Genomic DNA, 23,018 nt, shown 5'->3' on the forward strand with positions numbered 1-23,018 from the left:
CCAGAATCAGCTAAGTGTACTAAATACCAACTATCTGAGCTGCAGTAGCTAACATAGCACAATAGCTCAGCCTGCAGACAATATTTATTATTGTTGTGGACTGAACTGATAATACCCGGCTTTGCCAGCCTGGAGCCGAAATCACCCTTAGCGACAGCATTAGCAACATGTTGCTAACCTTGGGCTTAAGTCATTTTCCGCGCTCAAATTTCAGGCTATAGTTTGCAACTGTTGATCCCCGTCATAGTTTTTGCGCCCAGTGCTGGCAGACTTGGCGCAATGTAAAATGAAGCGGTTTTACCCGGAGTAGCACTATGCAAGTCAATAGCCCAGAGCAGGCCCTTAGCATCATTCAGAATAACGACATCATCTGGTGTCACTCGATGGCCGCAACGCCTTACTACCTGTTGCACGCTTTAGCGAAAGTTGCGCTTGACCGACAAAACCTGACGCTTTTGCAATTACACACCGAGCATAGTGAGATATTATGCAACCCAGCGCTTGACGGCCATTTGCGCCAGCGTTGTTTTTTTGTTGGCAGCAGCACCCGCGCTGCGGTGAACTGTGGCAGTGCCGACTATGTACCGGTGTTTTTATCTGAAATACCCAAACTATTCCGAAGTGGCGAACAACCTCTGGATGTAGCATTAATACAGGTATCCAAACCCGATAATCATGGCTTTTGCAGCTTAGGCGTGTCGGTAGAAGCCACCCGTGCGGCACTGCAAATGGCTAAAAAAGTAATTGCCTGGGTAAACCCGCTGCTGCCACGCACCCATGGCGACTCGTTTATTCATTTAAGCCAGATAGACCGCTATGTTGAACACGCCGCGCCCCTACCGCTGCATCAAGCTGCGCATCAGGATGCCGTGTCAATGCAGATTGGCCGTAATGTCGCCAGCCTGATCCGCGACGGTGACTGCCTGCAAATGGGCATTGGCGCTATACCCGATGCCACACTGGGTTATCTTGGTGACAGAAAAAACCTGGGCATTCATACCGAGATGTTCTCCGATGGCGTGCTGCCACTAATAGAACAAGGGGTAATCACCAACCTGAATAAACGTAAACACCGTGGCAAAATTGTTACTACCTTTGCCATGGGCAGCCAGAAACTATATGATTTTATCGATGATAACCCGCAGGTGGTATTTCTGGATGTCGAATACACTAACGATACCTCCGTTATCCGGCAAAATCCGCAAGTGGTATCAATTAACAGTGCCCTGCAAGTCGATTTAAGCGGCCAGGTTTGTGCCGATTCACTTGGTACCAAAATATACTCGGGTGTGGGCGGCCAGATGGATTTTGTAAGAGGTGCGGCGCTGTCGGAAGGCGGCCGCGCTATTATCGCCCTGCCCGCTACAGCAGCAGCCGGCAGCATATCTCGCATCAGCTCGCTGTTAAGCCCTGGCGCCGGGGTCGTTACAACCCGCGCCCATGTCCATTACATTGTTACCGAGTATGGCATTGCTAATCTGCGCGCTAAAAGCTTACAGGAGCGTGCCCGCGCGCTGATAGACATAGCCGCACCGCAGTTTCGCGCCAGTCTTGCCGAGCAAGCCTGGCAAGACTGGGGGCTTAAAGTCTGACTTGGCCGTTAGTGCTACATCGCTGGTATATAAACCTGACAGACAATGGCCAGATATCAGCTATATGGCACTAATTAATAGTTTTAGCATCACTAAGATTTATTCAAGCCAAACATTTGCCGGCACTGATTGGCAAAGGCACTGAATTTTTCTTTGATGGTTTTTTTCAGTTTGACATCCAGCGAACCGAGAATAGAGTAACCTTCAATCACAATTTGCGGTGCCTGGCGGTCGCCCATACAAGGGGCTTTATTATCGGTGCTACCAATAATATTAAACATATTCGATACCACATTAACCTGCTCTGGTACCAGAATGGTTAAGCTGCCAATCCAGTTGTTCACCCGGATCACAATGTGCTGGTGTTGAAAAATGGCTTCAGAGAAATCCAGTTCTACCGAGCCCAGCACACTGACAATCCGTATTTCTGCCGGTACCAACCATTGACCACTGTGCTGATTTGATGACAGGACACAAATAATATTTTCGTTGCGGGTATCGTTGCCGGCCTGATAGCGGGGCGAGAAACTGCGCTCGCGCTGCTGTTGATACTGAGTGTCTGGCTGCAATGATAAGTCTGCCACGACATCAATCAGTTCCTGAAAGCTTTTGGCATCAGACGCCACATCGAGCCGCCGCTCAAAAGCCTCTGCTGAAATAACACCATGGCTGTAATTCATAATCAGCTGATCGATCGCTTCCTGCCGTACCTGATCAAACGGGCGGTCTTCAATTTTCACACCACTACTATCAATTGCCATCATGAACTCCAGTTCACTTTTTGTATGGTTAAAACGTTAGCATAGATTGCAATATGGCATGTCAGTTTTTGGTATCAAAATGTAAATAGTAAATATGTTCAAGCAGCCATATTACTCATCCAGCTTTTTTAAACGGGCCGCAATTGGCGCCAGGCCTGAACCGTACCAACGGCATAGAGCAAACCAATAACCAGACAAATAGCTGAACTTACCAACCAGAATGTCAGGCTGTTGCCCGGAAACAGCGGCATTAATGCGACAAACGCCAGGCCACGTAGCAAGAAAATGGCGGAGATAACACATAGCGCGGTGCGCAGCAGCGGCAAACGGCGGATAACACCGGCGCCAGACAAAGCAAATAGCGCCCAAAGCAGCAGCACAGTGACAATCACAGAAGTCACAATAGTCGGATGCGGATCGCCCTGCTCTGCCAGCACCGCCATTTGCTCGCCGGCGCCGAAAAAGCGATACCAGTCGCCACCAAACACAATACAGCCCAGGTGCGCCACGGCGGCGATAACGCAGCACAGCGCCGTAGCAATAAGATATCGATTTTTTGGCAAAATAGGCTCCTTGTTTGCTATTTGCGGCCGGGTTCAAAACTATCGTAACGCGGCAAGTCTGCATCTAAATCTTCCCAGTTGGCTTTAGAACTGTAAAAGTTATGCGATAGCGGCCGTTCGCTGATATCGGTATTGAGAATGCCCAACCTTATTCTGATGCGCGTGGGATCATCAGCATTACTGCTATACACCGGTGAGCCGCAATTGCTACAAAAATGGCGTACCCGGCCGGGTTTAAAAGCAAATTGGCTTAACTGCGCTGCCCCTTTTACCACGCTAAAATCCGTACTTTGCACAAAGCCATTAGTAGCAAAAGCCGTACCGCTGGATTTACGGCACAGCGAACAATGGCAATGAATAATGCTACTGATAGGCCCGTTAATTTCAATGGCAACCTCGCCACATAAACACCCGCCCTGGTACATCGTTACTCCTTAAAAGTGGCTGAATCCACATACTGTAATTCAGTAAGTCGGCTCAAATTCAATTTGCTTTCAGCTGATCCAATTGCGAAATCAGTTCTTTAAACTCTTGCAGAACCAATTGCGGCTCATCAAACTGCACAAAGTGGCCGCTTTGCTCAGTTAGCAGAGCCCGCCCTTGCGGAAACGCTGTGGCCCAGCGCTGCCAATGCTCGCCCCAAAGCTTGCGGGCCTGGTCGGTAAAAAATAAATTGCCTGGGTTTGCTATTTTTTTAACTGAAACGATCACCGTAACCGGCATTGCTTTAATCTGTGGATAATCTGGCAAAGGCCGCTTGCTCCAAAAGTCCAGATACTGATTCGACATGCCCTCTTTCATATCATCCAGTTTAATCTGAGCTATCTCACGGTTGCCTTGCTCAAGATCAATGGCGCGTAGTATATCAACGTCATGCTCAGAAGATGGGTCGAGCATCAGTAAGGCTTTAATTTTATCCGGGTAAGCAGCGGCGAAATCCCGTGCCACACTGCCACCATAGGAATGGGCGACCAGAATAACCGGTTCTGATATGTTTAGTTTTTCCAGCAACTCGCTGGCGTAGTCTGCATAATCGCGCGAGGTAAAGTGGCGTTTTATTTGCGTAGAGTTACCGTTACCAACGCGGGAATAACGGATCACAGTCGCTTGCTCAGCTATCTGTGCAAACACCGGATCCCAGTCAGTCATCGCCGAGCTGCCACCTGCTTCAAGTAAAACGATGTGCTTACCGCTGCCAGCAATTTCGTATTCCAATTCAAATTCATTCACTTTGATAAACTGACTTTGCGCAGCGCAAAGGCTAAAAGATAACAACACCAAGACAAGTGATAATGATTTCAAAATAGATCCTTAAATTACAAAAGTTGTGCCACATCTACACCCACTCAGGTACATGGTAACCCCTCAGTTGCCACGGAAAACAGCGCCGCCTTAACCAACAAACTTTGCATAACTGGCCCGGTCAATATCAACAATCTCAACGGTCATTGAGCACTTTTTAAAATCCAGCGTTAGCAATTGATCTAACACCGCTTTAGATAACAACTGTTTTTGTTCAAGTGTTCTGCCTGACAGTATTTTCAACACCACATGCACAAAATTAGAGGTACTCGCCTCACTCAAATAATGCTGATAGGTAATTGCTCTTACCTTGATATCAGCACCATCCTTTGCAAATAAGGCTGAATTCAATGCGCCAGAAAAAACCACTTTTAGCAAAGGTTCAGCGTCCAGGGATGCGGAATGTTCAACGATACAATGTGGCAAGTACTGCTCCGGAAAATAACGCCGTTTGATTAGACAGTTAAAGTATGCCGCTAATACTAAGAGATTTTTCGCTTTCAGGAAACAAGTTATTTACCTCTGGTTTTAATTACAATTAATATTGATTTCAAGCGCGTACCCATCAAACTACTTAGCAAGCCTCATTTGCAGCGCCCGCCAGGCAGAGCGGGTTAACGAAGTATCTGTTGCCGCAGCACGCATCGCCTCCAGCTCTGCTTGTTGTAGTAAATGGCCTCTTATTATCACAGCTATCGGATGCGCTACAGCACTGATGTCATCTAACGGGTTTTCGGCCAGCAATACCAGATTAGCGCGATAGCCAGGAGCAATGATGCCCGTTTGCCTAAAACCCAATATTTCGGCACTAACCCTTGTGGCTGCGGCAAGCGCGTCGTAGGGAGACATCCCGGCCTCGACCAGCAATTCTAATTCCCGGGTAACTGATGCCCCAGGCACAATCGAAAAGCCCCCTGAATCGGTTCCGACCATAAGCGGCACACCCGCTTCATACAACAGCCGGGTGGCGGTTTTGTAAAACTCCGCTCGTGGCCCTTCGTATACACTTGGGTCAACCTGGCTCCAGTACTTTGCTGAATCTTGTGCCATTAAACGGATCAGCGGGTTTATCGTATCCAAGCCGGGGCGCAGCAAATAGGCGCCCTGACTTTCTGCTATCAATACTAAACGTTTATGGGCCAGCAGGGTCGGTGTTACCGCTTCACCAGAGGCAGCAAGAGTTGCCGCAAGCTCACGCATGCCACTCTCTGTTGGGTTATCACGCAGGCCATGCCAGACTATGGTTTCAATGTGTTCCAGTGAACTGAATCCGCGGCCAAGCGTTTCTTGCCAGGCAATATCAAAAGGCTGCTGGTGGGGTACGCCGCTGCCCCGCACGCCCTCCGGCGAATGCCCTGTCAAGCGCATTCCTAGCAAGTTTGCTTCATCGGTAATGCCATCAAATGCGTCCCGGCTAAGGTTTGAGTACACTTTAAGGGTGCGATAGCCAGCACGATACTGCGCCCGCACAGCGGCACGGGCTTCGGCCTCAGTAGTCACCGTTTGCTGAATAAGCGTTTGGTTGGGCCCTTTGCTGTTTAACATTGGCCCGGTCGTTATAAAATCGGGTGCCAACAGTTCACCACTGGCAATTATTTTTGCCAGTGGTAAGTGAAAAGGATAACCCGACATATTACGCAGCCCGGTAATGCCATGCGCCAGATACGCCGCCAGCTCAGCCTCATCGTTCAGATGAATATGGGCATCAATTAAGCCTGGTAATAGGGTGTATCCCTTACCATCAATCAGGGTAACGCCTGCTGGTATTGTCAGTTCATCGGCAGCGCCTATCGCGGCAATGCGATCACCGACTACCAAGATAGCACGCCCCTGTTCAATAGCCGGTGCACCGGGTCGCATCGAGATCAGCTGAATATTGTTAATAAGAATAGCAGCGGGTAAAACAGGATGAGTATGCAGTACCTTCGGCAGGTTATAGGTGCTATACCCTACCCAAACAAGCACTAAGCAAATCACCAAGCCCACACCAATACTCAGTTTACCGAACCACCTCATAGCAACCTCAACCTGTTAGAAAATTGCGGTCACTTTGGCGGTGCTGTTGTCTATATTCGTCCGGTATCCGGATTTTGTACTCGCTGACGCTGATATTGGCTGGGGGTAAGCCCGGTACTGGCTTTAAACAATGCATTAAAAGTCGATTTAGAATTAAAGCCAGCGGCATACGCAATGTCTAAAATCGTTTTGCTACCAGCAAACTGTAATTGTCGCTGCACCTCTGCTAGACGCAGTTGATTAATGTAATCACAAAAACTAATGCCGGCGCCCTGATTAATCGCCCAGGACACGTCTTTACTGCCCAAGCCGGTAAGCTTCGTCAGATCTGCCACTGCTAGCCGCGGTTGCAAGTACAATTGCTGCCCTGTAATCAGCTCAGCCAGTTGCAGAAAAACCGCATGCGCCTGCGGATCTGCGCCAGCAGCGCTGTGTTCAGTTGCCGCCGTTGTCGGGTCGAGACCATCAAAAAAATCCTGCTGCCTGTTCGCGCGCAGAACCAGCAGGCAAATCAACGCAAAACTTAACAGCTGATGCAGCAAATACCATTGGTTTCTAAGTACGTAAGGCAGGTAAGGTTGCAGGTTCAACCGAATTAAATCCAGCAGCGCCAGGGCACCTAACGCCAGTAGCAACCAAATTAACCACTGCAGCCCCAACCGGTCGGCATCGGAGCGCGCTGCGCGTAGCGTCTGCTGGTAGCGCCACAATAAGCGAGCGGCCACCGCTAAATACAACAACTGACTAACAGTACCGAGCGCCAGTACCAGCTGCACCTGCGAAGCCACAGGCAACAATAACAACGCCGCAATGGCATGTTTGCTATCCCGCCAGTGCAACTGAGCGTTAGTGAAAACCAGCTGACGAACCAACAAATAACACACCGGCCCCAGTAGTAAGCTGAACACTGGCGTTACCATCAGGATATGGCGGCTGATACCGGTTTCCTCCAGCAGGTTGAACAGCATTAGCAGGCTATTCATAGCTAATAGTAACACCAAGCCGCGTAACCGCGATTGCGGCCAGATCATGGCAGCCAGCAGCACACTGCAACACATCACACTGATCTGCAGTATGTTAACAGGTAGCAAGCTTAGCGGAGAAATTAGCAGCTTAGTGGCTTCCTATACACAGAGAAACTCAGACTCAACAATTTTCTTTATTTCAGCCCGGCATTTTAAGCAATTGCGCTTTTTCGCGCAGTAGCGTAAACAATTTATAACCGCCCCACAGCATCATGCCACCGCCCAATACCAGACAGCTGGTGACTACTGCTGGGTTATTTAAAACTGGTAAAAACGCAACGCCATCAGGCGAAAAGGTGGCGTACAACCCCGCAGCAAACAGCAGGGTACCGGGAACATCAAGAATGCCGGCTATCACCAACTCTTTTTCAATAGCTTTAAGCCGTTGTTGTTTATTGTTCATACTGTAACATCCTGTTATGTTTTGGTGATTAGAGTTTTAATGATTAGAATTCTGCTGATTAAACCGCGCTTGATGCTAGTAGATCTCAGGCGTAAAGTGAACAACTTGTTTTAAAGTAGCAGTACATACTGCTGCTATTTTGCAAGAAACCAACAGGATACATGCGGTGCCCGACTGGACTGATCATCTGAATAATCTGGCCAACCAGCTATGGCGGCTGAGCCCGGCTTGCCGGATACCGGCCGACCCTGCCAGCTTAAAGCTGGTGGCGCACCGCGGTGCCTATATCGCAGGCAGTAACAGCCCGGCGCCAGAAAATACCCTGGCCGCCTTTGACCGCTGCCTTCAGCACGCTATCTGGGGTATTGAGCTGGATGTGCGGCTAACCCAGGACGGTGAGCCGGTGGTGCATCATGATCCGGCCTGCGGCCGCTTATTTCAGCGGCCCGATATAGAGATTGCTAACACATCCTTTGATAACCTGCGCCGCCAGCTACCGCAAATACCACACCTGCAGGAAGTAATAGCCCGGTACGGCAAGCAATTGCACTTGATGATAGAACTAAAAGAATCCTGGCGACAGCGCCGCCCATTGCAGCCACAGTTAACCAAATTATTAGCTGGATTTGAGCCGGCAGTCGATTATCACCTGCTGAGTCTTGAGCCCGATCATCTGCAGGGCTTTCGGCAATTACCACCCGCGGCACTAATCGATGTAGCACTGACTAATACCCAAGATATTATCCGCCAAAACCACGCGCTGGGGCATGGCGCTGTGGCCGGCTCTTTTGCGCTGCTTACTAATTCGCTGATCAGGCAACTGCACAAGGCCGGTAAACAGGTCGGTACCGGCCAGATTAACCATCCGGATATTATGAACCGCGAAGCGGCGCGCGGTGTTGACTGGCTGTTTAGCGATCAGCCACTGCGCCTGCTCGGCATAAAAGAAAACGCTTAACCAGAGCCTTAATCCTGCTCACGCCAGCTATCGGCCACTGCGCTACCCCGTACTTCCTGGATGGGCAGCACCGCAATAATCGCCACAACAAACAGCACTAAACAAAAAATAATGGCATCGGCCAGGCCAAAGGCCCATTGCATCAGCCCCAGGCCAAGCATACCAAACACCGCCGCCAGCTTGGTGGCCATGCCCCAGAAACCAAAGAACTCAGCTGATTTGGCCAGCGGCGTAAACACCCCCACCAATGCGCGTGCCGCCGACTGCGACGAGCCTAAACTGGCACCGGCCAGCACCCCGGCGACTAAAAAAACATACTGTGCTTGCCAGTTCACCCCGAACCACTGGCGGCATAACTCGGCGATTAACGGCGTTTGCCAGATAGCTAAAATAGCCAGCAGCCACAGGCTTAAGGTCATAATATAAGTGACTTTCGCACCAATCCGGCTTTGTAAAAAGCCAAAACCCAGGGCGCCCAGTGCCGCTGTTATTTGCACGGTAACAAACATCAGCACCCGGACTTGCTCATCCCAGCCAATAACCTGAGCGCCATAAATAAACGAAAACGCGATAATGATATACACACCGGCCATCGCAAAAAATATCGACACTAATAAAATACGTAAATCCCGAAACTGATGCATGGCCCGCCAGGTGGTGGTTAGCCGGGTAAAGGCCATATTTATCACACTCTGGCCAGGCGGCAACTGGCGTTTTACGCCACGCTCGCGCAGCCAGACAAAGGTCGGAATAGCCGCCAGTAAAAAGAAGCCCGCCGCAAAAGGCCCGACCCAGCGAATAGTAGGGTAATTTTCAACCGAGACTTCACCTAAAAACAGTAAGGCAAAGGCAGTGGCAATCAGGCCGCCGATATACCCCAGGCTCCAACCGAGGCCGGAAATCCAGCCCAATGCTTTGCGAGGCCCTAAATCGGTTAAAAAGCTGGCAATAAAACCTTCGCCAATGGCATAAGCAAAATTTGAAATAATAATCAGCAGCATGGCCGGCCAAAGCCAGCCGGGCTCAACGAAGTACAGCAAAGCGGTAGTAAATACGGTCAGTAAATAGCTAGAGAATAGGAAGCGTTTACGGCTGGCAGAGTAATCCATAACCGCACCGCATATTGGGTTGGCCACCACCACCATTAAATAGCTGATGGCCAGCGAAATACTCCACAGCAAGTTACCCAGCCGGTAATCCGGCGCATCGGCTACGATTACCCGGGTAAATAAATCGCCATAAATCACGGTAATAATCAGTAAGGTATACGCCTGATTAGCAAAGTCGAACATCGACCAGCCAAAAATCTCCCGCTTCGGCGCCAAAGGTGTGGTGCTAGTCATAGTTACCTGATAAGCCGTGGCTAAGTTTCAGTAAAAAAATACTTTCTGTTGTCCTATCAAGCTGCAACTAACTTTTTAACCAGCAGCTTGCTTCTATTCTGTTCAGCATGCCAGAGTTCATATTGCGACTGCTGGTTCAGCCAGCTCTGTGCAGAAGTATCAAAGGCTATCGACAACCGCACCGCCATTTCCGGGCTGATGCCGGCACGGCCATTTATAATGGCACTTAAGGTTTTGCGACTAACGCCAAGGCCATCAGCGGCATCAGTGACAGACAAACCAAGCGGCTCAAGGCAAAGTTCTTTAATAATTTCACCGGGATGCGGTGGATTATGCATTTGCATGGTAATACCTCAATGGTAGTCTTCATAATTAACAACATCGGCATCTGCGCCGACAAACAGAAAAGTCACACGCCAGTTTCCACTTACTGTTACTGACCATACACCCTTTCTGTTGCCAACCAATTCATGCAACTTTAGACCCGGCAAATCCATATCTTTTGCTGAAGTAGCCGCATTAAGACGACCGAGGATCAGCCTGAGCCTGTTGGCATGAGCGACTTGGATACCAGCTGTACTGCCAGTATTAAAAAACTTAGCCAAGCCTTTGTGTTTGAAATTCCGTATCATTGCAAAAGTGTAACCCATGCCGTATCAGGTATCAATGTCCAGCTCCAGAATTAAAAAACCACCCGCAGGTGGTTTTTCAGTAGTAATAATTCTGCTTTGCGCGTTACTTAAGCGTTACCTTTAACTGGCTAATAACCTTTAGTGCTTTATCGGTTGCCGCTTCTACTGTGTCGCTCAGCGCCAGCGCTACGCCCATTCGCCGTTCGCCCTGTACTTCCGGTTTACCGAAAATACGCAGTTCGGTATCCGGCTCACTTAGCGCTGCCGCCAGCCCCTGATACTGGATATCGGCGCTGTGGCCAGGTACCAGCAACACGGCTGAGGCAGCCGGGCCGTATTGTTTGATCTGTGGGATTGGCAGGCCCAAAATGGCGCGGGCGTGCAGCGCAAACTCGCTTAACTGCTGCGATATCAGAGTAACCATGCCGGTATCATGTGGTCTTGGTGATACCTCAGAGAAATACACCTTATCGCCTTTGATAAACAGCTCAACCCCGAATAAACCGCGGCCCCCTAAGGCCTCAACCACGGCTTTGGCGTAACGTTTGGCTTCTGCCAGCGCGCTGTCGCTCATTGCTTGCGGCTGCCAGCTTTCACGGTAATCGCCCTTTTGCTGGCGATGGCCAATCGGCGCGCAATATTGAATACCGCTCAGCGAATTGATGGTTAACAGGGTTATTTCATAGTCAAAGTCAATAAAACCTTCCACTATTACCCTGCCCTTGCCAGCGCGGCCACCTTCCTGCGCATAATGCCAGGCGGCGTCGAGCTCAGCGGCACTACGCAGCACGCTCTGGCCTTTGCCACTGGATGACATTATTGGTTTTACCACACAGGGGTAACCAATGGCGTTAACTGCAGCGATAAAGCTGTCTTTATCGCTGGCAAACTGAAATGGTGAGGTTGCCAGGCCCAGCTCTTCAGCTGCTAAGCGGCGAATACCTTCGCGGTTCATGGTCAGGTTTACTGCCTTGGCGCTGGGTACCACGTTAAAGCCGCAGTCTTCCAGTTCCAGCAATACCGAGGTGGCAATGGCTTCCAGCTCAGGCACAATTAACGCTGGCTTTTCACTGATCACCAACTGGCGCAGCGCGGCATTATCCAGCATCGACATCACCACGGCTTTGTCGGCCACTTGCATGGCCGGCGCATTGGGGTACCGATCAACTGCTATCACTTCACAGCCATAGCGTTTTAACTCAATACACAGCTCTTTACCCAGCTCGCCTGCGCCTAGTAACAACACCTTGGTGCTGCTGGCCGTACCCGGGGTACCAATTTGCTTAATTCTATCTGATTTGGTCATTTTATTTTCACCATAGGCCGCGCCGGGTTGCTCCAGTCGACATGGAACATTTTGCCCTTGGCTTTATCGGTGCGCTCAAAGGTATGGGCGCCAAAATAATCACGTTGGCCCTGCAGTAAGTTGGCCGGTAATACTGCGGTGCGATATGAGTCGTAGTAACTTAAGGCCGAGCTTAAGGCTGCTACCGGAATGCCGGCCAGGGTGGCATTAGCCACCGCTTTGCGCCAATTTTGCTGGTACACCGAAATTTGTTTGGCGAAAAACGGGTCCAGCAACAGGTTTTCCAGCTCGTCGTTACGCTCATAGGCATCGGTAATAGATTGCAAAAATACCGCCCGGATAATACAGCCGGCGCGCCAGATTTTGGCTATTTCAGCAAAGTTAAGCTGCCAGCCATGCTCGTCGGCTGCTGTTTTCATTAAATGAAAGCCCTGGGCGTATACGCATATTTTGGCGCAGTACAAAGCATCATGCAGTGCCTGAATAATGTCGTCTTTCTGCTCGGCAGAGATTAAATTCTGGGCCGGGCCGGCCAGTACCGTCGCCGCTTTTACCCGCTCATGTTTTAAGGCCGATAACGAACGGGCATATACAGCTTCAGCAATGGTGGGCGATGGGCTGCCCAGTTGCAGGCTGCTGACGGCAGTCCACAGGCCGGTGCCCTTCTGGCCAGCTTTATCCATAATCACATCTACCAGCGGCAGGCCGGTTTCCGAGTCTTTAGTGGCCAGTACTTCAGCACTGATGCCAATTAAGTAGCTGTTAAGCGGCCCTTCATTCCAGCCTTTAAATACCCCGGCAATCTCGGTGGCGGTCATGCTAAGCACATCACGCATCACCTGATACACTTCACAAATCAGCTGCATATCCGCATATTCAATACCGTTATGCACCATTTTCACGTAGTGGCCAGAGCCACTGGGGCCAATGTAGGTGGCACAAGGCTCGCCTTCAGTTACCGGGTTACCGGGCTCAAAGCGCTCTATCGGTTTGCCGGTGGCTGGGTCAACTTTGGCGGCTATCGCCTGCCACAGCGGTTTAATGCGGGTCCAGGCGTAAGGGTCACCACTTGGCATTAACGAGGGGCCAAAACGAGCGCCCACTTCCCCACCGGATACGGCCGTAGAGAAGAAAATAAACTTACCTTCGTATTGTTTTTCACGCGCCACGGTGTCAGTCCACAGGCTGTTACCAGTATCGACAATAATGTCGTCGGCCTGAATGCCAGCATCAATCAGCTTATGACAGATATCGTCTACCGGCTTACCTGCAGGTACCGATAATACGATTAAGTGCGGCGCCGACAAGCGCGATAACAGTTCAGTGTAAGAGCTGCAGCCAATCACCCGCGCTGGTTTGTCGCCGCGCTCGGCTGTGTCCTGCGCTAATACAGCTTCCAGTTTCTGATGATCTAAATCAAAGGCCGCTACCCGGTAGCCATTGTCGGCGAGGTTTAAAATGAGGTTTTTGCCCATCACCCCGGCTCCAACGAAACCGATGTCACAAAGTGGCGCTGTATCTGTCATCTGACGATCCTTTACTTAGTGTTGCTAAGCCAACAACAGGCTCGGAAAATGGCGGGCATTCTACTGTAAAAGCCAGCTAAAAGCAGCAATAAACCTTCAGCCCGGCTTACACCACAGATGCAATCAGCATTACTGCCAGACAGAGATGCTATGCGCCGCCTGCAAATAGCGAGTTTCGATACTTTTACTGTCAGTGGCCAGGCCGTCATTGTGCGCCGTGTCAAACAGCCGTTGCCAGCCCTCACCAGGTAAGCTTAAGGCAACGGATTGCTCTGCACCGTTAAATACAAATAATAATGCCTTGCCAGTTTGACGATTGGTAATGCGGAAAATACAAATCGCCCGCTGTGGGTCATGCCAGTCGTGTTGCTGCTTTTCGGTGCCGTCGGCTAAAAACCAGCATACTTGATGCTTATCGCCATGCAGCTGATATTGATCATCCAGCAGTGAAATGTGCTGCAAACAGCTGAAGTGGCGGCGCAGCTGCAGTAACTGGCGCACAAACTGCAGAAACTTTTGCTGCTGGCCATTCAGCTGCCAGTTCAGCCAGCTTATCGGATTATCCTGGCAATAAGCATTATTATTGCCGCCCTGAGTGTGGCTGAGTTCATCGCCGCCCAACCAATGGATCATGCCCTGGCTTAACAACAAGGTGGCCGCCAGATTACGCTTATGCTGATAGCGCCGGGCCAGTACCAGCGGATCGCTGCTTGGGCCCTCGACCCCATGGTTGCAGCTTAAATTGTGGCTATGGCCATCGCGGTTTTGCTCGCCATTTTGCCAGTTATGCTTATCGCTGTAGCTGACTAAATCTTCCAGGGTAAAGCCGTCGTGGTAGGTCAGGTAGTTAACACTGCAGCTGGCAGGCTTATGGTGCTTTTGAAAAATATCGCGCGAGCCCAGCAAACGGGTGGTAAATTCAGCCAGTACGCCTTTATCGCCGCGCCAGAAGCTACGAAAGGTATCGCGGCATTTGTCGTTAAGCTCAGACCAGTTTGCCGGAAATTGCCCCAGATGGTAACCAAAAGGCCCGACATCCCAGGGCTCGGCAATTAATTTTGCCTGCGAGATTAGCGGATCCTGGGCAATAATCTGAAAAAAGCTGGCAAAAGGGTTAAACCGTTTGTGTTCCCGGCCCAAGGTAACCGCTAAATCAAAGCGAAAACCATCAACCTGCATCTCGGTTAACCAATAGCGTAATGCGTCCATCACCAGTTGCTGGGTCGCCGGGTTGGCAATATTTAAGGTATTACCACAGCCGGTGAAATTGCAGTAATTCTGATAATCCACCATATTGGCATGGCTGTGAAACAAATAATAGTGACGATCGGCCAGGCCACGAAAGCTCAGTACCGGGCCATCTTCACCGGCTTCAGCACTGTGGTTAAACACCACATCCAGGATCACTTCAATACCGTGCTGGTGTAATGTGCGCACCATCTGTTTAAATTCAGCAACGGCATCATCAAGCTGATAACGCGGGTCTGGCGCAAAAAAATTAACCGGATTATAACCCCAGTAGTTAGTCAGCCCCAGGCCGGTTAACCGTGGCTCGGCCATAAAGGCCGCTACCGGCAACAGCTGCACTGTGGTTACGCCTAACTGCTTTAAATGGCCGATAATACTGGCATGACACAAACCCAGATAAGTGCCGCGCAGGGCTTCTGGCACCTCGGGGTGCAACATGGTCAGCCCTTTAACATGCGCCTCATAAATCACGGTTTTCTCGCGGGCAATTTTTGGCTTAGTGCTTTTCTGCCAGTCAAAAGCTGCGGTTTGCCAGCCAAAGGCAGCGGGGTCCAGCACACCTTTGGCCAGCGCCAGATGACTTTTCTGCTGATACTGCTCACTTTGCCATACCTGAGCCCGGTTTAACTTGCGGGCGTATGGGTCGATCAGTACCCGCGCATTGTCAAAGCGCAAGCCGGCATTGCTGCTGGCCGGGCCATCGGCTTTTAACGCATACAAGGTGCCATCGCTAATATCACTCACCTGCAAATGCCAGAGACTGCCGGTGCGGGCACTAAAAACCAGCTCGGCCAATTCTTCTTCGGTGTCGGGCTGATATAAACACAATGTCAGGCCGGTTGCATCAGGCGCAAACACGGCAAAATTCCAGCAATTATCGGCTACTTTACTGGGGCCCAGTGGATAACTTTCACCATGAGCTGTTTTTAGTAAAGGCACGGTAGTAGCACTGCTATTGCTCATTAACCATTGTCCTTTTTCCGTAGATATAAGCAGGCCAGAGCAGGTAAATTTAACCGGATAGCCTGGGCTTTACCGTGACAGCCAGGTGCTAAGGCGGGTAAATAGCTACCCACCGCATAATTGCCACCCCAGTAATATTCGCTGTCGGTATTAACAATAACCTCATATTCTCCGGCTTGCTCTACTCCAAGCATAAAATTATCACGCGGTACGGGGGTAAAATTAGCGACCACATAAATCGCATTACCCTTGCTGTCGCGTCGTACAAAACTCAGGGTACTGTGTTCAGAATCGTTGTGATCCAGCCAGCTAAAGCCCTCATGCTGGTAGTCCAGCTCGTGCAATGGTTTGCAGCGCTGATAGCTGTGGTTTAAATCGCGATACAACTGCTGAATTCCCTGATGCTTCGGATAAGCCAGTAGATGCCAGTCCAAGCTTTGAGTATGGCTCCACTCGCGGCTTTGCCCTAACTCGTTACCCATAAAATTCAGTTTTTTGCCTGGGTGGCCAAACATAAAGGCAATATAGGCGCGTAAATTAGCTGCCTGTTGCCATTCATCTCCCGGCATTTTATTAATTAAGCTGCCTTTACCATGCACCACTTCATCGTGCGATAACGGCAAAATAAAGTTTTCGTTGTAGGCATACACCATGGAAAAGGTTAAATCGCTATGGTGATACTTGCGATAAGACGGGTCTTTACTCATATAACGCAGGCTGTCATTCATCCAGCCCATATTCCATTTAAAGCCAAAGCCCAGGCCACCACTGTCGACCGGACGGGACACCTGCGAAAATGAGGTAGACTCTTCGGCAATGGTCATTGCCTGCGGAAATTTGCCATACACTTCACGGTTCAGCCATTTAAACAGGCTGATCGCTTCATAATTATGGTTGCCGCCATCAATATTTGGCACCCACTCGCCTTCGTTGCGCGAGTAATCCCAGTACAGCATCGAGGCCACAGCATCTACCCGGATACCATCAATATGAAAATGCTCCAGCCAATACAAGGCACTGGCCACCAAAAACTGCCGCACATAGTCTTTACCGTAATCGTAAATGCAGGAATTCCAGTCAGGGTGCCAGCCGCGGCGCGGATCGGCATATTCATATAAATGGCTACCGTCAAACTTCGCTAAACCATGGCCGTCTTCTGGAAAATGCGCCGGCACCCAATCCAGGATCACTGCAATGCCGGCCTGATGGCAGGCATCAACAAAGGCTTTAAACTGATCCGGTGAGCCAAACCGTGAGGTGGGTGCAAATAAGCCCAGCGGCTGATAACCCCAGGAACCATCAAACGGGTGCTCCATCACCGGCAGTAGTTCCAGATGGCTGTAGCCCATCTCGGTTAAATAGGGAATAAGCTGCTCAGCCAGTTCCGCATAATTTAACGGCTGGTTATCGTCTTTGCGCCGCCAGCTGCCGATATGCAGCTCGTAAATACTCATTGCACTCTGATAGGGGTTAACTGCCGGCCGCTCGCGCCAGCTTTTATCCTGCCACTGATAACGGTTATGGTCATAAACCACAGAAGCATGCGACGGATACTGCTCAGCGTAAAACGCTATAGGGTCGGCTTTATGCGGCAGTACCTGGCCAACACTATCTTTAATTTCAAATTTATAGCGTACGCCACTGCCCACTTCTGGCAGCACCAATACCCAATGGCCGCAGTCAGTGCGTTCCATCGGGTGACAACGGCCATCCCAGCCATTCATATCGCCCACTAAACTGACGCTGCTGGCATTTGGGGCATACACTGCAAAGCGGGTAGCGGTTAACGGCTTACCCTCAGGCTCAAGACTAATCAGCTGAGCGCCTAACTGCCGGTATAAGTTCTCCGGCTGGCTATGCACATGGTGTACCGCATAAAACGCTTGTTCCCGAAACTGATAGGGGTCTATGCAGCGGTAGGTGCTGTGCGCATCGCTCACCTGCAAATAATAAGCACTGGCCGGGCGTTTGCGGGCCAGTACCAGTTCAAACACGCCGCTAAATTCCGGGTGCGGCGCTAACTTACCCAGGCTTTTATCCGTTTTTAACTCAAAGGCTTCCACCGTTAGCGCATGCGGCAAATAGGTTCGCAGCAGCATACCTGTGCCTTTGGCACTATAGCGGTTTGCTTGCCAGCCCAACACCTTAAAGGGATGGGCGCAGTTTGCCTGCTGTAATAGCGCTAATGTCATAGTGTTGTCCTTATAATAATTAAATGTCTCAGGAGTAAGCGGCAGTTAGGGTTAGCCGGCCCGCGCTGCATTCAGCTCAGCCAGCAGCTGCTGGATATGTGGCTCAGCGGTCCACTGCTCCAGCTCACGGCTTAATTTGCGCCGCCAGTTCGGGTATTCATCGCTGGTACCCGGCACATTAACCGGCTGAGTCATTTCCAGCCAGTCTTCCAGTTGCAGGCATAACAACTGGCTGCTGCCAGCGGCCAGATGGCGCTGCATGGCATAATTCAGGGTGCGATCCATACCCAGGCTGTCTACACTGCGTGGATAATCAGCCGGCAACACACCATGGCCGTGCAACGAGTCCAGAATTTGCTGCTTATTGGCATGGCGCTGCTGATACAAGCCCTGCAGCTGTTGCTCGTCTTTATATAAGCCCAGCTGCTGGCCCAGTTTCAAATCTTCACAATGCCAGAAACCAATTAAGGTCGGTAAGTCGTGAGTACTTAGCGTCGCCATCGCCTGCTCTGGATAATGCGCTGGCGAAATATAGCCGCCATCCGCTGCGGTTTCAAAAAAGAATACCCGGTATGAATAAATACCATACTCAGCTAACAGCTCGCGAATACCCTCTGGCACCGTGCCTAAGTCTTCGCCAATAATGACCGCCTGCTGGCGCTGACTTTCCAACGCCAGAATGCCCAGTAAATCCATGATCGGATAATAAACATAAGCACCGCCACCGGCATTATCAGCAGTCTTCGGTACCCACCATAACCGCAGCAAAGCCATCACATGGTCAATTCTCAGCGCGCCGGCGTCCTGCATATTACTGCGAAATAAGTCAGTCATCGGCTGGTAAGCCTGGCTGAATAACTGATATGGCTGCATTGGCGGCAAGCCCCAGTTTTGTCCGGCCGGGCCTAATGGATCTGGCGGCGCGCCAACACTGGCCTGGCGACAATATAAATCGCTGTTGCCCCAAATCTCCGTTGAAGCGTCACTTACCCCTACGGCTAAATCACGGTACAGGCCTAATAACATACCGGCCGTTTTGGCTTGCTGCTGCGCAGCTTTTAATTGTTGCTGGGCAATAAATTGCAGGTAGCAGTAAAAATCCAGTTGTTGCTGATGATCCTTGGCAAACTGCTGCACGGCCTCACTTTGTGGGTCGCGGTATTGTTCCGGCCAGTTTGGCCAGCCCCAGTGCTGGCTGTCTTGCTTAATTAAAACGGCATGCAGCGCGTCGTATAACGCCAGTTGCTGCAGGCTATCGCCGCCCTGTGCTTTAAATTCGGCAAACTCAGCCGCTAAATGCGCTTCTTTGCCGCAGTGCTGCACAAACCACTGATACAGGCTGTGCATTACCGGCAGCTTCAACTGCAACACACCGCTGTAATCGACCCAATCACGCGCCCGCTGCGCTGCCAGCGTCGCATTAAAATCAGGCGCTGTGACCAGACTTTGGGTTTTGCTGCACTCCCCAAAGCCCGGCATGGCCGTAACATCGATGTAAATAATATTCAGCCAGCGGCGCGACGACGGGCTGTACGGACTGGCATTTTCCGGCATGGCCGGATACAGCGCATGAATGGGGTTTAACCCTACAAAGTCAGCGCCTTGCGCCGCCAAATAAGCCACCAGAGTGCTTAAGTCACTGAAATCACCAATACCCCAGTTACGTGCTGAGCGCAGGCCATATAACTGCACCGACACGCCCCACTGTTTTTGCTGGTTAAACTGCGGCGGCTGATAACACTTACCCGGGCTGATAATTAAACGCTGTGCGAAACTAAAGCCGGTGTCGCTGCAGGTTAATGTCAGGGTGTGATAGCCCGGCTCAAACTGAAAATCAAGCACATGCTGATACTGCTGATATTCTTCATCACCAAGCATTGCAACCTGCACCAATTCGCCGGCAACCGGCTCGGTGCTGAACTGATGGCTGTCGCCCTGCTCAGTTTGTAGCGTGAAATCAAAGCGATTATTGGCCAGAACCAATGGCACCTGCAGTTCAAAGCTAACTGGCTCGCCCAGTAATTGCACCGATACTGGCGAGAGAATTTGCTGCCAGAAATCCAGTTGTCGCTCAGTCAGTTCAGCCCGGGCGGCAGCATCATCTGCTATATTAAAGCCTTGGGCAGCCAGCAGCGCTAATTGATCAGCAACAGCCACCTCAGTGGGGTTACCCCAGGCATCATTAAATTCGGTTTCAATCCCGGAAAAAGCAACCAGTTCGGCCAGAAGCGCGGCGTCCATTTTTATTCCTTATTAAAAACAGTTAGTTGACATTGCTTTACCGTTGATGGCAACAACAACGCCCAATCAATTTACGTTATTAAATTACAAAAAACCAATTTAATGCTGTTTTAAACTTGAAAAATGCCAGCATTAATGTAATTTTACTACACAATATTGGATGAATACGATTGGCTGCATACGTTTTCACCCTGAACACTTTCAACTTTAACTCTGGAGTCACTATGTCTATTCGGGTTGCAATTAATGGCTTTGGCCGCATTGGCCGCAACGTGTTACGTGCTTTATATGAAAGCAGCAAAAATTACGATATTAAAATTGTTGCCATTAACGATTTAGGCGACGCTGCCATAAATGCTCATTTGCTGAAGTATGACACAGCGCATGGTATTTTCGCTGCCAGCGTATCACATGACGACAGCGCTATTTATGTCAACGATGACCAGATTAAAACCTTAAGCGTGCGTAACCCGGCTGACTTACCCTGGGCCGAGCTGCAGGTCGATGTTGTATTAGAGTGTACCGGCTTATTTACTGATCGCAAAACCGCCGGCGCCCATTTAACCGCAGGCGCTAAAAAAGTGATTATTTCCGCACCCGGTAAAGATGTTGATGCGACGATAGTATACGGCGTTAACCATCAGGTTATTACCCCACAAATGACCATTATCTCCAATGCGTCCTGCACCACTAACTGTCTGGCGCCGATTGCCAAGCCGTTATCAGATGCACTGGGGATTGAGTCAGGCTTAATGACCACTATTCATGCTTATACCAATGACCAGCGTTTAAGTGATGTGTATCACACCGATGTGCGCCGCGCCCGTGCCGCAGCCATGTCGATGATCCCCACCAAAACCGGCGCTGCTGCGGCAGTAGGTTTGGTAGTACCTGAACTTAAAGGCAAGTTTGACGGTTTAGCCGTACGGGTACCAACCCTGAATGTATCGCTGGTTGATTTAACCTTTATCGCCGGACGGAATACCAGCATTGACGAAGTCAACGATATTATCCGCGCGGCGGCAGCGCAAAGCCCGATGAACCAGGTGTTGGCAGTTAACGATTTACCACTGGTGTCGGTTGATTTTAACCACAACCCGATGTCGTCTATCTTTGATGCCACCGAAACCCGGGTTAATGGCCGGCTGGTAAAAGTGATGTCGTGGTATGACAATGAATGGGGTTTTAGTAACCGCATGTTAGATAATGTGGTTGAGCTGATGAAATAGTCTTGCAGGCTTGTTGACAATGCAGACAGAAATTACCACCCAGACTGGTTTTGCCCAGCTTAGCGACTTACCTTGCCTTAAACTGCAATTTGCTGAAGCCAGTGCGGTGGTATCGTTATATGGCGGCCAGGTTCTGTCTTATCAGCCCGTACCTGGTCAGGAGTTGCTTTGGGTATCCAGCAAAGCACAGTGGCATAACGCTACGGCTATTCGCGGCGGGGTGCCGGTTTGCTGGCCCTGGTTTGGCCCGGCCAATAGTACAATTAACCCAGAGCAGCGGTCGCTGCCCAATCACGGCCTGGTGCGCAACCGGCTGTGGCAGTTACAGCACAGCTCTGCCACCAGCGAGGCGACAAGCGTCACCCTGTTTATCACGATTGACGATATACCAGCCACGCTATGGCCATCAGCCACAGCAGAACAACAGGCAGTCAGCCTCACCTTAACGCTTACCCTTAGTGCCTCTGGCATAGACATCCAATTAGACTGCGATACACCATTGTACCAACAGGCCGCACTGCACAGTTATTTGCGGGTGGGTAGCATCACTGATAGCGCGGTTAGCGGCTTAAGCCCGCATTATTTTGATAAAGTCAGTAACACTGAGCAATCCACTGCCAGCGGTGATACCCGCTTTGCAGCTGAAACTGATCGGATTTATTTTCACACTGGCGGCCAATTGCAGCTTACAGACAATAAGCGGCAAATAACTATTGGCCAGCAAGGCCAGGATGCCAGTATTATCTGGAACCCCTGGCAACAAAAAAGCCGCGACCTGCCCGATATGGCAGATCACGGCTTTACCGAGTTTGTTTGTGTTGAGAGCGCCAGCCTGGATGTAACCACCTGGCGCAAATTGCACCTTATGCAAAGCCTGCAGCTTAACTAATTTAGTGTGTTAGCTGCTACGGTTCACGCTACAGCTGACCTTGCAAAAACTGCTTTAAATCCTGCTGCTGGTAACCTAACTGATCCAACAGTTCCGGCAATTCATCCTGCGGCATAAAAACGCTTTCAAAATGCTCTACAATTCCATATAAATCAGCGCCTTGATCTCTAAGCTGCTGGGCGGTTGCTAAATGTATATTGCGGACAAATTCACTGGTCATAACTATTAACCTCTGAGTGGTAAAAGCGTTAGCCGCTGTCTGTTTCGCCTGCTTATACTGAACAAATTTTAGCCAGCTGACAAGCTTTAAAATCACCTTTTTACCAACTTGAACTAAACCTTTCATTTAAGATGAGTTTTGTACCATCTGCGAACTGTAGCGTCACGTTCAGTTGCCATAACATTGCCGGATCGCTGCAGGCGCCCAACAAAAACTCGGCTTGCCATTGCTCTGCCTCATCGCCCTTTTGCGTAGTAAGCTTCTGAAAACGAAGAGGGATCCGGCCCATAAACATATTAACGCCAGCTACGTCGGCGCTAATCGCTTCAATAGCCAAGCCACTGCTGATACGAAGTATTAACGGCGTTTCAACAGGCGCACTGGCCGGCGACAAGCTAAGTAGTATTGTGTCTCGCTGAAATAACAAGTGGCTGCTGTGATCTACCGGCGCTGGCTGACAAGCCGTCAACAACAAAAAACCACAGCAAAGGCTTACCCAATTTGGCATGATGGCTAATATGGTTAAAGAAAAACGCCATTGTAACGGCTTTTCAGCGAAAGCGCTAAATAGCGGCTACAATTGACTATTTATTAAGCAGCGACTTTGTT

Annotated in this window: 22 protein-coding genes; 4 read left to right on the forward strand and 18 right to left on the reverse strand. The window is 50.2% G+C overall.

The genetic code is table 11. The annotated features are described in order from the left end of the window. The first annotated feature begins 314 nt into the window (after positions 1 to 314). Complete coding sequence (locus tag WG68_RS04955; protein ID WP_046556528.1) at positions 315 to 1,592, forward strand: acetyl-CoA hydrolase/transferase family protein; 1,278 nt, start codon at positions 315 to 317, stop codon at positions 1,590 to 1,592. Between the two features lie 92 nt (positions 1,593 to 1,684). On the opposite strand, the gene WG68_RS04960 is transcribed toward WG68_RS04955, so the two are convergent. From WG68_RS04960 to WG68_RS04995, 8 genes are all read right to left on the reverse strand, one after another. After that, positions 1,685 to 2,356: a DUF1707 SHOCT-like domain-containing protein gene (locus tag WG68_RS04960; RefSeq protein WP_235357672.1), complete on the reverse strand. Its 672-nt coding sequence runs from the start codon at positions 2,354 to 2,356 to the stop codon at positions 1,685 to 1,687. 125 nt (positions 2,357 to 2,481) lie between these two features. Continuing rightward, on the reverse strand, positions 2,482 to 2,916 hold the full coding sequence (locus WG68_RS04965) for a hypothetical protein (protein WP_046556530.1): 435 nt from the start codon (positions 2,914 to 2,916) through the stop codon (positions 2,482 to 2,484). A gap of 17 nt (positions 2,917 to 2,933) precedes the next feature. Then, positions 2,934 to 3,341, reverse strand: a complete 408-nt coding sequence (locus WG68_RS04970) for a GFA family protein (RefSeq protein ID WP_046556531.1) — start codon at positions 3,339 to 3,341, stop codon at positions 2,934 to 2,936. Positions 3,342 to 3,399: 58 nt separating this feature from the next. After that, positions 3,400 to 4,218, reverse strand: coding sequence for an alpha/beta fold hydrolase (locus tag WG68_RS04975; RefSeq protein ID WP_046556532.1), 819 nt, complete (start codon positions 4,216 to 4,218; stop codon positions 3,400 to 3,402). Between the two features lie 90 nt (positions 4,219 to 4,308). Further along, the gene (locus tag WG68_RS04980) at positions 4,309 to 4,644 is read right to left on the reverse strand and encodes a 5-carboxymethyl-2-hydroxymuconate Delta-isomerase (RefSeq protein WP_046556533.1); all 336 of its coding nucleotides are present in this window, start codon (positions 4,642 to 4,644) and stop codon (positions 4,309 to 4,311) included. A 144-nt stretch (positions 4,645 to 4,788) separates the two neighbouring features. Beyond that, entirely contained in the window at positions 4,789 to 6,234 is a 1,446-nt protein-coding gene (locus WG68_RS04985; protein WP_046556534.1) for an amidohydrolase family protein, read from the reverse strand. 50 nt (positions 6,235 to 6,284) lie between these two features. Continuing rightward, the gene (locus WG68_RS04990; protein WP_046556535.1) at positions 6,285 to 7,292 is read right to left on the reverse strand and encodes a helix-turn-helix domain-containing protein; all 1,008 of its coding nucleotides are present in this window, start codon (positions 7,290 to 7,292) and stop codon (positions 6,285 to 6,287) included. Between the two features lie 106 nt (positions 7,293 to 7,398). Then, a complete protein-coding gene (locus WG68_RS04995; RefSeq protein ID WP_046556536.1) occupies positions 7,399 to 7,662 on the reverse strand; it encodes a hypothetical protein in 264 nt (87 codons plus the stop codon). Between the two features lie 166 nt (positions 7,663 to 7,828). Here WG68_RS04995 and WG68_RS05000 point away from each other — a divergent pair, with 166 nt between their 5' ends. Further along, the gene (locus tag WG68_RS05000) at positions 7,829 to 8,620 is read left to right on the forward strand and encodes a glycerophosphodiester phosphodiesterase (RefSeq protein ID WP_052748968.1); all 792 of its coding nucleotides are present in this window, start codon (positions 7,829 to 7,831) and stop codon (positions 8,618 to 8,620) included. 8 nt (positions 8,621 to 8,628) lie between these two features. On the opposite strand, the gene WG68_RS05005 is transcribed toward WG68_RS05000, so the two are convergent. The 8 genes from WG68_RS05005 to malQ all read right to left on the reverse strand — a co-directional run bounded on the left by WG68_RS05005 (position 8,629) and on the right by malQ (position 20,071). Further along, entirely contained in the window at positions 8,629 to 9,963 is a 1,335-nt protein-coding gene (locus WG68_RS05005; RefSeq protein ID WP_046556537.1) for an MFS transporter, read from the reverse strand. Positions 9,964 to 10,019: 56 nt separating this feature from the next. After that, positions 10,020 to 10,307 (reverse strand): HigA family addiction module antitoxin, encoded by a 288-nt coding sequence (locus WG68_RS05010; RefSeq protein WP_046556538.1) that lies wholly within the window; start codon positions 10,305 to 10,307, stop codon positions 10,020 to 10,022. A 9-nt stretch (positions 10,308 to 10,316) separates the two neighbouring features. Then, on the reverse strand, positions 10,317 to 10,595 hold the full coding sequence (locus WG68_RS05015; RefSeq protein ID WP_046556638.1) for a type II toxin-antitoxin system RelE/ParE family toxin: 279 nt from the start codon (positions 10,593 to 10,595) through the stop codon (positions 10,317 to 10,319). Between the two features lie 103 nt (positions 10,596 to 10,698). Next, positions 10,699 to 11,901: a formate-dependent phosphoribosylglycinamide formyltransferase gene (gene purT, locus WG68_RS05020; RefSeq protein WP_200897539.1), complete on the reverse strand. Its 1,203-nt coding sequence runs from the start codon at positions 11,899 to 11,901 to the stop codon at positions 10,699 to 10,701. Next, the gene (gene gndA, locus WG68_RS05025) at positions 11,898 to 13,427 is read right to left on the reverse strand and encodes an NADP-dependent phosphogluconate dehydrogenase (protein ID WP_046556539.1); all 1,530 of its coding nucleotides are present in this window, start codon (positions 13,425 to 13,427) and stop codon (positions 11,898 to 11,900) included. Before gndA ends, purT begins: the two co-directional genes overlap by 4 nt. A 129-nt stretch (positions 13,428 to 13,556) precedes the next feature. Continuing rightward, positions 13,557 to 15,638 (reverse strand): glycogen debranching protein GlgX, encoded by a 2,082-nt coding sequence (gene glgX / locus WG68_RS05030; protein ID WP_046556540.1) that lies wholly within the window; start codon positions 15,636 to 15,638, stop codon positions 13,557 to 13,559. Continuing rightward, entirely contained in the window at positions 15,638 to 17,830 is a 2,193-nt protein-coding gene (gene glgB, locus WG68_RS05035) for a 1,4-alpha-glucan branching protein GlgB (RefSeq protein WP_052748969.1), read from the reverse strand. The genes glgX and glgB overlap by 1 nt, the downstream gene beginning before the upstream one ends. A 51-nt stretch (positions 17,831 to 17,881) precedes the next feature. Next, complete coding sequence (malQ, locus tag WG68_RS05040; RefSeq protein WP_046556541.1) at positions 17,882 to 20,071, reverse strand: 4-alpha-glucanotransferase; 2,190 nt, start codon at positions 20,069 to 20,071, stop codon at positions 17,882 to 17,884. A 224-nt stretch (positions 20,072 to 20,295) separates the two neighbouring features. On the opposite strand from malQ, the gene gap reads away from it, so the two are divergent. Continuing rightward, the gene (gap, locus tag WG68_RS05045; RefSeq protein WP_046556542.1) at positions 20,296 to 21,300 is read left to right on the forward strand and encodes a type I glyceraldehyde-3-phosphate dehydrogenase; all 1,005 of its coding nucleotides are present in this window, start codon (positions 20,296 to 20,298) and stop codon (positions 21,298 to 21,300) included. A gap of 19 nt (positions 21,301 to 21,319) precedes the next feature. Beyond that, the gene (locus WG68_RS05050; RefSeq protein WP_046556543.1) at positions 21,320 to 22,189 is read left to right on the forward strand and encodes a D-hexose-6-phosphate mutarotase; all 870 of its coding nucleotides are present in this window, start codon (positions 21,320 to 21,322) and stop codon (positions 22,187 to 22,189) included. Positions 22,190 to 22,217: 28 nt separating this feature from the next. Here WG68_RS05050 and WG68_RS19800 read toward each other — a convergent pair whose 3' ends face one another. Further along, the gene (locus WG68_RS19800; protein ID WP_235357673.1) at positions 22,218 to 22,535 is read right to left on the reverse strand and encodes a hypothetical protein; all 318 of its coding nucleotides are present in this window, start codon (positions 22,533 to 22,535) and stop codon (positions 22,218 to 22,220) included. Further along, positions 22,510 to 22,917 carry a hypothetical protein gene (locus WG68_RS05060; protein WP_046556544.1) on the reverse strand — a complete coding sequence of 136 codons (408 nt, stop codon included), beginning with the start codon at positions 22,915 to 22,917 and terminating at the stop codon, positions 22,510 to 22,512. Before WG68_RS05060 ends, WG68_RS19800 begins: the two co-directional genes overlap by 26 nt. Positions 22,918 to 23,018 lie beyond the last annotated feature (101 nt).

The organism is Arsukibacterium ikkense (genome assembly GCF_000987775.1).
Taxonomy (GTDB): Bacteria; Pseudomonadota; Gammaproteobacteria; order Enterobacterales; family Alteromonadaceae; genus Alishewanella; species Alishewanella ikkense.

Excerpts from the sequence above, each read along its gene's own strand:
- WG68_RS04955 (WP_046556528.1), top strand. The coding sequence starts at position 315 with ATGCAAGTCAATAGCCCAGAGCAGGCCCTTAGCATCATTCAGAATAAC.
- WG68_RS04960 (WP_235357672.1), bottom strand. The coding sequence starts at position 2,356 with ATGATGGCAATTGATAGTAGTGGTGTGAAAATTGAAGACCGCCCGTTT.
- WG68_RS04970 (WP_046556531.1), bottom strand. The coding sequence starts at position 3,341 with ATGTACCAGGGCGGGTGTTTATGTGGCGAGGTTGCCATTGAAATTAAC.
- WG68_RS04985 (WP_046556534.1), bottom strand. The coding sequence starts at position 6,234 with ATGAGGTGGTTCGGTAAACTGAGTATTGGTGTGGGCTTGGTGATTTGC.
- WG68_RS04990 (WP_046556535.1), bottom strand. The coding sequence starts at position 7,292 with ATGTGTTGCAGTGTGCTGCTGGCTGCCATGATCTGGCCGCAATCGCGG.
- WG68_RS04995 (WP_046556536.1), bottom strand. The coding sequence starts at position 7,662 with ATGAACAATAAACAACAACGGCTTAAAGCTATTGAAAAAGAGTTGGTG.
- WG68_RS05005 (WP_046556537.1), bottom strand. The coding sequence starts at position 9,963 with ATGACTAGCACCACACCTTTGGCGCCGAAGCGGGAGATTTTTGGCTGG.
- WG68_RS05010 (WP_046556538.1), bottom strand. The coding sequence starts at position 10,307 with ATGCAAATGCATAATCCACCGCATCCCGGTGAAATTATTAAAGAACTT.
- WG68_RS05015 (WP_046556638.1), bottom strand. The coding sequence starts at position 10,595 with ATGATACGGAATTTCAAACACAAAGGCTTGGCTAAGTTTTTTAATACT.
- purT (WP_200897539.1), bottom strand. The coding sequence starts at position 11,901 with ATGACCAAATCAGATAGAATTAAGCAAATTGGTACCCCGGGTACGGCC.
- gndA (WP_046556539.1), bottom strand. The coding sequence starts at position 13,427 with ATGACAGATACAGCGCCACTTTGTGACATCGGTTTCGTTGGAGCCGGG.
- glgX (WP_046556540.1), bottom strand. The coding sequence starts at position 15,638 with ATGAGCAATAGCAGTGCTACTACCGTGCCTTTACTAAAAACAGCTCAT.
- glgB (WP_052748969.1), bottom strand. The coding sequence starts at position 17,830 with ATGACATTAGCGCTATTACAGCAGGCAAACTGCGCCCATCCCTTTAAG.
- malQ (WP_046556541.1), bottom strand. The coding sequence starts at position 20,071 with ATGGACGCCGCGCTTCTGGCCGAACTGGTTGCTTTTTCCGGGATTGAA.
- gap (WP_046556542.1), top strand. The coding sequence starts at position 20,296 with ATGTCTATTCGGGTTGCAATTAATGGCTTTGGCCGCATTGGCCGCAAC.
- WG68_RS05050 (WP_046556543.1), top strand. The coding sequence starts at position 21,320 with ATGCAGACAGAAATTACCACCCAGACTGGTTTTGCCCAGCTTAGCGAC.
- WG68_RS19800 (WP_235357673.1), bottom strand. The coding sequence starts at position 22,535 with ATGAAAGGTTTAGTTCAAGTTGGTAAAAAGGTGATTTTAAAGCTTGTC.
- WG68_RS05060 (WP_046556544.1), bottom strand. The coding sequence starts at position 22,917 with ATGCCAAATTGGGTAAGCCTTTGCTGTGGTTTTTTGTTGTTGACGGCT.